This window comes from Aeromonas sp. 82P, assembly GCF_051919365.1.
Taxonomy (GTDB): domain Bacteria; phylum Pseudomonadota; class Gammaproteobacteria; order Enterobacterales; family Aeromonadaceae; genus Aeromonas; species Aeromonas veronii.
The window spans coordinates 314490-327045 of the sequence record NZ_JBQBEV010000001.1; the positions used below are offsets into that span (position 1 = coordinate 314490).

The following is a 12556-nucleotide window of genomic DNA, read 5'->3' on the forward strand; positions in this document are numbered from 1 at the left end:
CCCACTACGTTTTCCTATCAGCGAACAAACGAGCCAAGCAAGATGACAACAGATACGATCGTGGCCCAGGCCACCGCGCCAGGCCGTGGTGGCGTCGGCATAGTCCGGGTCTCCGGCCCCGCCGCCGAACAGGTCGCCGGGATAGTGCTCGGCAAGCTCCCGCGGGTGCGCTACGCCGAATATCTGCCGTTCAAGGATGAGCAAGGCCAGGTACTGGATCAGGGCATCGCCCTGCTGTTCAAAGCCCCCAACAGCTTCACCGGCGAGGATGTGCTGGAGCTGCAGGGCCACGGCGGCCCCGTCATCATGGACATGCTGATCCGCCGCATTCTGAAAATCGATGGCATCCGCCCTGCCCGCCCCGGCGAGTTCAGCGAGCGCGCCTTCATCAATGACAAGCTGGATCTGGCCCAGGCCGAAGCTATCGCTGACCTTATCGAAGCCTCCAGCGAACAGGCCGCCCGCAGCGCCATGCACTCCCTGCAGGGGCAGTTCTCCAGCAAAATCCAGCAACTGGTGGAGAGCCTGATCCGGCTGCGCATCTATGTGGAAGCGGCCATCGACTTCCCGGACGAGGAGATCGACTTCCTCTCCGACGGCAAGGTGGCGGGCGACCTCTACGCCATCATGTCCGAGCTGGACGACGTGCGCAGTGAAGCCAAACAGGGAGCTCTGCTGCGGGAAGGGATGAAGGTGGTGATCGCCGGTCGTCCCAACGCCGGCAAATCGAGCCTGCTCAATGCCCTCGCGGGCCGTGAGTCGGCCATCGTCACCGAGATTGCCGGCACCACCCGCGATGTGCTGCGCGAGCATATCCATCTCGATGGCATGCCGCTACACATCATCGATACCGCCGGTCTGCGCGACACCCAGGATAAGGTGGAACAAATCGGTATCGAGCGCGCCTGGGCCGAGATCGAACAGGCCGATCGGGTGCTGTTTATGGTGGATGGCACCACCACGGACGCGGTCGACCCGCGAGAGATCTGGCCGGAATTTGTTGATCGGTTGCCAAAAAACATCGGCCTCACCGTGATTCGCAACAAGGCCGACCTGACCGGCGAGGATCTGGCACCGAGCCAGGAGCTGGGCCACGCCGTCTACCGTATCTCCGCCAAGACCGAGCTGGGGCTGCCTGCCCTGCGCGAGCACCTGAAAGCCTGCATGGGCTTCCAGGGCAACACCGAAGGGGGCTTTATGGCCCGCCGCCGCCATCTGGATGCGCTGGAGCGTGCCGCCGAGCGCCTGCTGGTGGCCAAGGAGCAGCTGGAAGTGTTCGTGGCCGGCGAGCTGGTAGCCGAAGAGTTGCGCCTGGCGCAGGAGTCTCTCTCCGAGATCACCGGCGAATTCAGCTCCGACGATCTGCTGGGCCGCATCTTCTCCAGCTTCTGCATCGGCAAGTAATGTGGTGAAAAATCAGCAATAAAAAGCAGCCAGTGAGAACATAAGACATTGTAAATATTGGACTTTGTTTTTTACTGGCTGTTCTTGCCTGATCTTGTTTCGTGAGAATTTACCCCGAGAGTACCCCGAAGTAACCTCTCGGGGTACTTTCGGGGGACACACTTATGAAGATCAGCATCGAATTCCGCGAACCGGACGCCGAAGGCAAGCGCGCTCTGCGCTTAACCTACTACGCCGGCTCCTACCTTGACCCAACCACGGGCATCCGCAAGCACAAACGCAGCAGAGAGCCCCTGGATCTCTTCCTGTACGACAAGCCGCGTACCCCGGCACAGCGGCTCCACAACAAAGAAACCCAGCGAGCAGCCGAAGCAATCCGCGCCAAGCGGCTCTTCGAGTACGAGACAGGTAAACACCATCTGGATTTCTCGAACGCCTACAAGGCCAGCTTCTTCGAGTACTTCCAAGAGGTTACAGACCAAAAAGCAGCAGGCAGCAAGAGCAACCACTCCATCTGGATATCAGCCCTCAAGCATTTACGCCAGTACCATAAGCTGCCGGAGCTGACTTTCGAGGAAGTAGATCAGCTCTTCCTGGAGGGGTTTCGGCACTACCTGATGCACAAAGCTCGCACCAAAAGCGGCACACCACTGAGCCGCAATACCCAGAGTGCCTATTTCAACAAGTTAAGGGCAGCCCTGAACCAGGCAGAGCAAGAGCGGCTGCTACCGGATAATCCGGTACGACGTGTCAAAGCTATCCAGGGGGAGAAAAACAAGCGGGTTTACCTGACCGAAGACGAAGTTCGAGCCCTGGCCCAGGCCGAGTGCCGCTACGACGTTCTTAAGCGCGCCTTTCTATTCTCCTGCTGCACTGGCTTGCGCTGGTCAGATATTCACAAGCTGACTTGGGCAGAGCTGGAGCCCTTCTATGGCCATTACCGTATCGTCTTCACCCAGAAAAAGACCAGCGGCCTGCAATACCTGGATTTGAATGACATGGCGATGCAGCTGATGGGGCGCCCAGGCAAGGCAACAGAGCGGATCTTCAAGGGCCTCAAGTACTCGGCTTGGCACAACATGGAGCTCACCCGGTGGGCGTTGCAGGCGGGTATAACCAAGAAGGTAACCTTCCACAGCGCGCGTCATACCTTCGCCGTGATCCAGCTTAACCGCGGCGTTGATATCTATGCCCTCTCCCGCTTGCTGGGGCACAGTGAGCTGAGAACCACCGAGATCTACGCCGACATTCTTGAATCGCGGCGCCGAGATGCCATGCTCGATTTCCCCAATGTCTTGGGGTGATAGAAGATGGGACGCCCCCTCGACGAGATCATGGCCAGGAAGAGCCAACAAATAGGCCAGCGCGGCCATGCGCTGGCCTAGATTATCTTAGATAATATAGATCGGATTTCAGGATCGCCCTGCAGCTCAGGTAGCACTGGGGTTTATCTGATGAGGCCTGTGACCAATATCATGAACTTTGTGACCACTTTCGTGATAGTCCGTGACCATTATCGTGATAGCGCAGGCCGACCTATGGTGAACCGCCCCTTGGCATATTCACTGATTGACCAACCCAGTTCAGCCAGTTCATCCAGAGCCTTGCGGACTCGCGATTGCCGCTTTCGATCGGTGGCCGCGCTGGACTTATCAGGAAAAGCGTAAGAGACCAGTTTATCTAAACCTACTGGCTTGCTGCGGCCACAATCAATCCAGGCGCAAAGCCGCTGATGCAATATCCGAGCAGTGCTACTACGCAGTTGCCGTACCTCAGCCAGATCGATATAGGTATATCGGCCATTCCCCAACACGGCATTGGTCAGCAAGGGATTTAGCGCCACAAAGAGCCCATCGGTCAAGGCATCGCTGGCATAGTTCGCCAGCAGACGAAAACCGCTACGCAGGCCAGCCACCTGTGCTATTACCGACACCTTCCACAGCCGCTCGACACTGCGGCGCACCGTGTTGGTGTCACGAGGGTTGGCGTAACCAATCTCCTTGGCCAGTTTGCGCAAGCTGCTTTTGACCACCAAGACATCCTGCTGGTTGGCAATCCCACGCAGCTGAAGTAGGTCTCGCAATATATCTCCGGTTTCACCACTCGCAACAGGCCCAATCTTGCCACCTTGTGATTCAAGCCCAGCTAGGGCAACCAACCCTTGAAGTACTCGCAAATCGTCGGCCCCCAAGGGTTCTGGCCCAGAAAACTCAATCTGATTACCGTTATCCAAGCGGTAAATCACCGCCAGCTTGTCTCGACGGCGCTGACCAGGAGCTATGGCTCTGAACAATCCTGGGGCCAGACAGTGCATATGGTCGTGCCGGGCATGAGTTAGTTCAAAGCAAGGCACGTTTGCCTCCAGCCCGGCGTGTTACGTCCAAACTGGCGGGGTGCAGCACGCCACCTTCCCTCCGCACCAACCAGCGCTCCGGTAGTGGCTGCCCATAATTACTTTTGCTTACTCCAAACCGCACGTAAAGCTGGCTCAGCTCTGCCGATACGCCCAGCTGCTGCGCCTCTTTCTTGGTCATAGTGGCGAGATAGGCCTGCCAGCGGACGTTGTCCACCAGAACTGACGACCCCCTGCTTGCCTGCTGCAGATCGCCAGCTTCTTGGAATACTGCGGATTTGCTGGTGTGGTGTACAAACAACACAGCACATCTCAGCCTCATGGCCAGCCGCTCCAACTGACCCAGTACCTGCGTCATGGCACAGGCCGCGTTCTCGTCGGCATCGTGGAAACGCCTCAAAGTATCGATGACAATCAACCTCACCCCTTCAGCCCATATAGCAATCGCTTCCCACCAATGGCTATCCAGCACATTCGGACTGGATCCCTGCAGCGGTATGAGGCGAAGGTCTCGCTCAACGTTGGCACGAAGTTCAGGGTCAAGATATCCGCCCAAGGCAAACAGGCGCTGGTGCAGTACAGGCCAAGGATCCTCGGCAGGCAGGTAGAGCACAGCCCCCCTGCTCAGATTGCCAAGCCCAATCCAATCCGGCCCACCGGATATCTGCATTGCTAGTTGCAATGCCAACATCGATTTGCCCACCCCTCCCGGTGACACCAAAGCACCAACGCAGCCAACAGGCAGCCCCGGGAGGACAAAATCGAGGGGTTTCGGAGGTTCAATAAAAGCCGACCGGAGATCCTGGGGCCAGTGAGATGTTATGAGATCTCGCTCCATAACAGCCTCACAACCGCCCATGGCTAGCTTGCCGCACACGCTTGGTTACATGCTCAGTGAGTTCGGCGTCCGGTGAAATGCGGTGGGAGAGCAGCCAGTCCAGCAGCTCAACGCGCTTGAAGTAGATCTTTTTGCCTTGTGGCTTGTAATGCGGCAGACGCTTTTCACTGGTCAGCCGGTACACATAGCTGACAGAAACCCCCAGCAACTCGGCGCACTCCTCGGCAGAAAGCACCTCTTTTTGCGCCAGTACTTGCTGGATTACCAGCTGCTTAAGCTCATAAAGCTCTTTCAGAATTGACCCGTTAGGATCGCTGTAAACTGACGGATTTTGCTCACGCATGCAGATGATCTCCCTGTAACAAACATCAACATGCAAAGCGTACCGAGGACCTAACGAAATCCAGAGCGCTGTAAGAGCCCGTTTTGGGCACTTACAGCGTTTTCGGGAAAAATTTCACATGTGAAATTTTGGCTAGTGTGTAGCAGAAAATATGTCAGCTCGCGCACATACAGAAGTGACATGAATGGTTCCAACAGAACCTATGTGGCAAGATGTTCTATCGATACAAACTCAAGCCAAGCATCAATGAACCTGCCAAGTTACGAAGCCATGATGCCAGCCGTACTTGCGAGCCTTGCTGATGGTCAGGCACGCCCTCTACGTGAGGTATTCGAGCTGGTGTGTCAACACTACGCCTTTACCCCAGATCAGCTGGCTGACACCCTCCCCAGCGGTCGTCAAACGACAATCCGCAGCCGTGTAGGCTGGGCAAAAACTTATCTGGTCAAAGCAGGGCTAATTACTCAGCCCAAGCGGGGCTTGTGTGTGATCACCCAGCGGGGCCTGGAAGCTCTCACATCAGGACAAACCATTGATAACCGATATCTGGCACAGTTTGGAGAGTTTGTTGCCTTCACTCTGGCGTCCAGTGAAAGTACCGATCACCAATACTCGCCCCGCGTCCAGATTGGGTTAGAGCAACAAAGAGAGGAGCAGATTCAAGTCTATACCCCTCAAGAACAGATAGAACAGGCCATGACAACCCTTAACCAGTCGCTGGCCGATGACCTACTGTCCGAGATACTGGCCATGCCACCACGCTTCTTTGAACAGCTGGTCGTCGATTTGATGGTCGCCATGGGTTATGGCGGCAGCCAGCAGGATGCCGCCCAGACCACCCGCTACCAGAGTGATGGCGGAATCGATGGCATTATCAAGGAGGATCGGCTGGGCCTCGATTCCATCTACCTGCAGGCCAAACGCTATACCGAAAAAACAGTAGGCCGCCCCGAGATCCAGGCCTTCGCAGGTGCGCTCGATCTACATCGTGCTCGCAAGGGGGTTTTTATCACTACCTCCAGCTTTAGCCGCGAAGCTATGGAGTATGTCGGGTTGATCGAAAAGCGTATCGTGCTTATCGACGGGCAGCGCCTCGCTGCATTGATGATTGAGTATGGTGTCGGAGTCACTACCCGCCAGACTCTTACCATCAAAGCACTGGATTCTGATTACTTTTTGGAAGAGTGACCGCAGTAAACAACTCTCAAACTAGAAACACATAAGGTGCATACACCGAACTTCAGGAGAGCCGACTGTCATGGATAAAAAACTGCTCAGTGAGCGCGATATCTGCACCAAGTTCATTACACCGGCCATTCAACAAGCTGGCTGGCAGCAGCATCAATTCCGTGAAGAAGTAAACCTCACCGATGGTCGTGTAATGGTTCGCGGAAAGCTGGCTTCTAGAGTAAAAAACCCCGAAGCCAAAGGCGGTCCAAAACGTGCTGATTATGTGCTCTACGCAAGCCCAAACGTCCCAGTTGCAGTTGTAGAGGCTAAACAGGCGAAGTTCTCAATTGGTCACGGTATGCAACAAGCGCTAGCCTATGCCGAGATGTTAGACGCGCCGTTTGCCATCAGTAGCAATGGCGATGGGTTCCTCTTCCATGACCGAACTGGTCTCACCCTGCCTGTCGAACGAGAGCTTCAGCTTTCCCAGTTCCCGACCTTGGCCGCCTTGTGGACGGTATATCAACAATGGAAAGGATTAGTTGCGCCTGAGGCTGTAAAACTGATTGAACAGCCGTTTTATACCGATGGTAGCGGCCGTGAGCCACGCTACTATCAGCGAGTTGCAATCAACCGTGCCATTGAAGCGGTAGCCAAAGGCCAAGAGCGAGTGTTGCTGGTTATGGCCACCGGTACAGGGAAAACGTACACAGCTTTTCAAATCATTTGGCGCTTGTGGAAGGCAAAATCCAAGAAACGAATTTTGTTCCTGGCTGATCGCAATATCCTCGTCGACCAAACCATGCAGCAAGATTTCGCCCCCTTCGGCGAGGTAATGCACAAGGTTACCAACCGTGAAGTCAAAAAGAATTACGAGATCTACCTTGCTCTCTACCAAGCGGTAACGGGGAAGGAAGAATGGAAGCAGATCTATCGCCAGTTTCCAGCGGATTTCTTCGACTTAGTCGTGATTGATGAGTGTCATCGTGGAAGCGCCGCGGAAGACTCAGCATGGCGCGATATACTCGATTATTTCACTACTGCCACCCACCTCGGCTTGACCGCCACACCGAAAGAAACCAAAGAAATAAGCAACATCACCTACTTCGGAGACCCCATTTACACCTATTCACTCAAGCAGGGTATTGAGGACGGTTTTCTTGCCCCCTACAAGGTTATCCGCATTGCAACCGATGTTGATGCAGTCGGCTACACACCTGAGAAGGGAAAAATCGACAAGCTAGGTCAGACCATTGAGCAACGGCAGTACAACACCAAAGACTTTGATCGCAATCTGGTACTGGAGAAACGCACAGCTCTTGTCGCCAACAAGGTATGGGAATACCTCCAAGCAACAGACCCCATGGCCAAAACCATCGTGTTTTGTGACGACCAAGACCACGCCGAACGGATGCGGCAAGAGCTGGTCAAGCTCATCCCTGCTGCCGCAAACAATCGCCGCTACGTCATGCGAATTACCGGGGACGATAACGAAGGGAAAGCACAGCTCTCGTACTTTATCGACAACGATGAGCCTTATCCGGTTATTGCGACCACCTCAAAGCTTCTTACCACGGGCGTAGATGCCAAAACCTGCAAGCTGATTGTCTTGGACCAGAGCATCATTTCGATGACGGAGTTCAAACAGATCATTGGCCGCGGTACTCGTCTGCGCGAAGACTATCAAAAACTCTATTTCACCATCATGGACTTCAAAGGCGCTACACGACTGTTTGCTGATCCCGATTTCGACGGCGAACCTGTAGTGATCTACGAACCTAGCCTTGAGGACCCTGTAGTACCGCCAGATGTCGTCACGCCCCCCGGTATAGACGAGCCCGAACCGCTACCCTATGATCCGAGTCTCACAGATAAGACTGGTGGCAGTTCAGGTCGAGTAAGGTTTGTGATTGATGACGTCAATGTGCGCTTAGCTGTAGAACGCTCGCAGTACCTTGATATCGACGGCAAACTCATCACTGAGGACTACCGAGCTTTACTCAAATGCGACCTAAGAAAGGCTTTGCAAGAGAAATTCGGTAGCCTAACCGATTTCCTGCGCCGCTGGAGCTGCGCCGAACGTAAACAAGCAGTGCTAGAAGAATTGGAAAAACATGGCGTACCATTAGAACTCCTGCAACAGGCTGTCGTAAACGGCAGCGAACTGGACGCGTTTGATCTGGTAACCCACTTAGCTTTTGACCAAAAACCACTCACTCGGCGGGAACGAGCCAACAACGTGAAAAAGCGCGATGTGTTTGGCAAGTACGGTGGGCAAGCCAAAGGCGTACTGGAAGCCTTACTCGAGAAGTTTGCCGACCACGGCATACAAGACATAGAGGATGCCAAAGTGCTGGAGTTGCCGCCATTTGACCAATTTGGCAGCAAAACAAAAATCCGCCGGGGCATTTTTGGTGGCGTAGAGCAGTACACCCAAGCCGTACAGGAGCTGGAACTGGCTCTCTACGACATATCTGAATCAAAACAGGCTTGATTAAACAGCAAGCCACCAACTAGCGAACACTCAGATGAATCTCAGCAGTACCATCAAATCCATTCAAGACATCATGCGCAAGGATGACGGCGTCGATGGCGACGCACAGCGTCTCGGCCAGCTCACATGGATGTTGTTCCTCAAGGTGTTTGATCAACGTGAGGAGGAATGGGCGGATGATAACCCGGAGTACACATCTCCCTTGCCTGAAGAGTACCGCTGGCGTAATTGGGCAGCCTATATAGTCGATGCTGATGGCAAAAAGAAACCACAAATTGCCGGCAGTGAATTGATCAGCTTCATCAACAATGAGTTATTCCCAACGCTCAAAGAGATTGATGCCAATAAGAGCCCCCAGCACAAAGTAATCCGCAGTGTCTTTGAGGATGCGAATAACTATATGAAATCCGGCTCACAGATGCTGGCCGTGATAGAGAAGCTGGAAGACGCTATCGATTTCCACGATTTTACAATCCGCGCCAATATCGGCGATGTATACGAGCAATTACTCAACGATTTGCGTGGCGCAGGTAATGCAGGGGAATTCTACACCCCGCGCGCCATCACGGCCTTTATGGCAGATAGAGTCAATCCGCGTCTAGACAAACGTGAGACTGTAATGGATCCAGCCTGTGGAACAGGTGGCTTCTTGACCGCAGCGATAGACCACTTCCGCAACCAACTATCGACAATGAAATCACCGCGTCCGGAAGATAAGCGCGCCATTGAAGAACTGATCCACGGTATCGAAAAGAAGCAGTTGCCGCACCTGCTCTGCACGACCAACATGCTGCTGCACGGTATTGACGTGCCAAGCCAGATCGAGCATAAAAACACGCTAGGCACCGGCTGGAACGAATGGAGCGCCAACCAAAAAGTCGATTGCATCATCACCAATCCCCCATTTGGAGGATATGAAGACGATGGCATCGGCAGCGACTACCCGGCTGACCTGCGCACCCGTGAAACCGCCGATATGTTCATGGCGCTCATCATCAAGAAACTGTTGAAGGAAAACGGCCGCGCCGCCGTGGTGCTACCCGATGGTTTTCTGTTTGGCGATGGAATCAAAGGCTCTCTAAAAAAACTGTTGCTGCGCGACTGCAAGCTGCACACCATCATCCGCTTACCCAAGGGGGTGTTTGCACCATACACCACCATCAAGACCAACCTGCTGTTCTTCACCAAGGGCAACATGGTCAATGACGGCACCGAGCACTTCCACACCGACACCATCTGGTTTTACGAACACCCCTACCCACCGGGCTACAAGAGCTATTCCAAGACCAAGCCCATTCGTCTCGAAGAATTCAAACCCGAGCAAGAGTGGTGGGGATCGGAAGAAAACGACTTTGCCGACCGAGTGGAAAATGAATTTGCCTGGAAGGTTGATTTCAAAACCATGCACGATCAGGCTGAAGCGGCAGCACAGCCACATTGGGAAAAAGCTGAGCAACTCCAAGTCAGCGCTGGATTGAAACGTCGTCAGGCAAAATACCTGTCAGACAGTTTGACCGGGCGACGTAGTGATCCAGAACTAGTGGAATACCTGAAGGAGCAACTAACGGATTTACAGAGCGACTTAAAGAAAGTTGATCAGAATGGGCGACTTTATGTCTCAGTGCTCATAGAGGAATTACAAGCTGCAATTGAGTGTCAAAGCACTCAGCAAGTTATTTCTCTGCTGGAAAATTCTGTAACCCGTCTACGAGACGTCGCGGATGGACTGGACTTGCAAGCGCGTGATGCGCAAACCGTGGGAGATCGCCTCTACTGGCCCATCTTCAACCTCGATCTGAAAAACCCTAACACACCAGAAGCAGAAACCCACAACCCGGACCTACTGCTGGAGAAGTACAAAAAACTGTTGGGCGAAATTGAAGAAACAGAAAACCAGCTCAAAAGCGAGTTGGCCGCCGCTCTCGCTCACCACTTTTCTGGTGAGGATGCTTGATGGACACGAAACAGTTTTTGGCGGAATTTGGGCATATTGCTAATGCGCCGGGGGGAGTTGATAAGCTGCGTGAGCTGATCTTGTCTCTGGCTGTAACTGGTAGGCTTGTCGAACAAAATAGCGAAGACCAACCAGCATCTGAATGGCTACAGGCTTGCGATCAGATGAAGGAAAAACTCTACGCCGAGAAAAAAATTCCCAAACCAAAACAGATGTTAGATATTGCCCCAGAAGAAATGCCATTTGCTCCCCCACCCGGGTGGTCTTTTGCACGCCTTGGACGTTTCACATCCAAGATTGGCTCAGGAAGTACTCCGCGCGGCGGAAGCCAAACTTATGTCAAAAAAGGCATTCCTTTTTTGCGCTCACAGAATGTTTGGAACGACGGCATTCGACTCGACGATGTGGCCTACATCACTCCAGAGACGAATCAGAATATGGGTGGCACAATTCTCCAGGCGCATGATCTACTGCTGAACATCACTGGAGCATCATTGGGGCGCTGTGCGGTCGTACCCACGAACCTTGTCCCAGCCAATGTCAGCCAACATGTAACTATCATTCGATTACTGGACGCCACTGCTCGACATTACTTGCATATATGCTTTCTATCGCCCCTACTCCAAAGCATGATTTGGAGTCGCCAAGTAGGAATGGCGAGAGAAGGCCTCAGTAAGAAGGTGCTCGAACAATTTGAGATCCCCCTCCCCCCAATCAAAGAACAATCGCGCATCGTTGCCAAAGTCGATGAGTTGATGGCCTTGTGTTACAAGCTGGAAACGCAGCAGCAAGAGCGCCGCAAATTACAAAACGCCCTGCGTCAGGCTATATTACAAGCCCTCACCAACGCCACCTGCTCACAAGAACTACAAACTACATGGGCACGCCTAGCCGACAATTTCATGCGGCTTTTTCATGCACCAGAGGATGTTGATGACGTTATCGCTGCATTGAAGAGTCTGGCTGTTCGCGGCCTGCTTGTGGAGGCATCTGTAACATCAGCTGACCTAGAAGCAATCAAAGCAGATTGTTCACAATTGCGGGTGGAGTACATCAATGATGGTCTGATGCGGCGTCAAAAGTTGGTTAGCATGGCCGAGTACGAAACGATCTATCCCAATCATTGGGTGATCGCCCCCTTCGATGAGGTGGCAATAGTTATTGGAGGTGTTACCAAAGGACGCAACCTTCGTGGTAAACAAATGATGGTCTGTCCGTACTTGGCAGTGGCTAATGTTCAGCGTGGTCATTTCAAGCTCGATGGTTTGAAGACAATTGAAATTGCTGCTGACGAACTGGCGAAGTATCAGGTTCAAAAGGGCGATCTTCTGATCACAGAAGGTGGGGATTGGGACAAGGTCGGACGCACTGCAATTTGGCGTGGTGGTATAACGAACTGTCTACATCAAAATCACGTGTTCAAAGCGCGTGTCCCCAGCAAACAACTGCTTAATGAATGGGTTGAATTAGTTTTCAACTCGAATATCGGACGAGACTATTTTGCTGGAGCGTCTAAGCAGACAACAAATCTTGCATCGATCAATATGACGCAGCTCCGTAGCTTTGCATTACCGATCCCACCTCTTGACGAGCAAAAGCGAATTATCACTTTGCTTGCTGAGCTTACCTCACAGTGCACCGAATGGCGTAACCAACTACAGAGGAAACAATCCTTATCCGCGCTTCTGGCGAATGCCGTGATTTCAACATTGACAGGCCTCACCATCGAACAAGAAGAGGAACCCATGAGAGCCCCTCAAACCGAGCTGATCGCCCCACTATGCTTGGGCACACCACCCGACATCAAAGCCCAAGCGCCGCTGGCCACCATTCTAGCCCGCCACAACGGCGAAATGAGCGCCAAGGATCTGTGGCAGCGCTTCGGCGGCGAGATTGATGCCTTCTACGCGCAGCTGAAAATAGAAGTGGCACACGGCTGGATCCGAGAACCAGCCCCCGCCGAAGTGCGTGAAAAACCAGACAACACGCTGAGAGCCTGA

The 12556-nt window shown here is 53.4% G+C and carries 9 protein-coding genes; 6 read left to right on the forward strand and 3 right to left on the reverse strand.

The window, feature by feature from the left end; genetic code table 11:
• Window positions 1-42: 42 nt before the first annotated feature.
• Both mnmE and ACTG2S_RS01465 read left to right on the forward strand, forming a co-directional pair.
• Entirely contained in the window at window positions 43-1404 is a 1362-nt protein-coding gene (gene mnmE / locus ACTG2S_RS01460) for a tRNA uridine-5-carboxymethylaminomethyl(34) synthesis GTPase MnmE (RefSeq protein ID WP_274161030.1), read from the forward strand.
• Between the two features lie 164 nt (window positions 1405-1568).
• Window positions 1569-2708, forward strand: coding sequence for a site-specific integrase (locus tag ACTG2S_RS01465; protein ID WP_064978384.1), 1140 nt, complete (start codon window positions 1569-1571; stop codon window positions 2706-2708).
• Window positions 2709-2917: 209 nt separating this feature from the next.
• On the opposite strand, the gene repC is transcribed toward ACTG2S_RS01465, so the two are convergent.
• From repC to ACTG2S_RS01480, 3 genes are read right to left on the reverse strand one after another with little or no spacing between them, the layout of a single operon-like run.
• On the reverse strand, window positions 2918-3718 hold the full coding sequence (gene repC / locus ACTG2S_RS01470; protein WP_411588350.1) for a replication protein C, IncQ-type: 801 nt from the start codon (window positions 3716-3718) through the stop codon (window positions 2918-2920).
• Window positions 3719-3743: 25 nt separating this feature from the next.
• Window positions 3744-4616: a helicase RepA family protein gene (locus ACTG2S_RS01475; protein ID WP_306821110.1), complete on the reverse strand. Its 873-nt coding sequence runs from the start codon at window positions 4614-4616 to the stop codon at window positions 3744-3746.
• Window positions 4603-4938, reverse strand: a complete 336-nt coding sequence (locus ACTG2S_RS01480) for a helix-turn-helix domain-containing protein (protein WP_411588352.1) — start codon at window positions 4936-4938, stop codon at window positions 4603-4605. Before ACTG2S_RS01480 ends, ACTG2S_RS01475 begins: the two co-directional genes overlap by 14 nt.
• Window positions 4939-5118: 180 nt before the next feature.
• Here ACTG2S_RS01480 and ACTG2S_RS01485 point away from each other — a divergent pair, with 180 nt between their 5' ends.
• The 4 genes from ACTG2S_RS01485 (at window position 5119) to ACTG2S_RS01500 (ending at window position 12556) form a co-directional block, all read left to right on the forward strand.
• Entirely contained in the window at window positions 5119-6126 is a 1008-nt protein-coding gene (locus tag ACTG2S_RS01485) for a restriction endonuclease (protein WP_411588353.1), read from the forward strand.
• Window positions 6127-6196: 70 nt separating this feature from the next.
• Window positions 6197-8602: an EcoAI/FtnUII family type I restriction enzme subunit R gene (gene hsdR / locus ACTG2S_RS01490; protein ID WP_411588355.1), complete on the forward strand. Its 2406-nt coding sequence runs from the start codon at window positions 6197-6199 to the stop codon at window positions 8600-8602.
• Between the two features lie 34 nt (window positions 8603-8636).
• Entirely contained in the window at window positions 8637-10556 is a 1920-nt protein-coding gene (locus ACTG2S_RS01495; protein WP_411588357.1) for a class I SAM-dependent DNA methyltransferase, read from the forward strand.
• The gene (locus ACTG2S_RS01500) at window positions 10556-12556 is read left to right on the forward strand and encodes a restriction endonuclease subunit S (protein ID WP_439981898.1); all 2001 of its coding nucleotides are present in this window, start codon (window positions 10556-10558) and stop codon (window positions 12554-12556) included. The genes ACTG2S_RS01495 and ACTG2S_RS01500 overlap by 1 nt, the downstream gene beginning before the upstream one ends.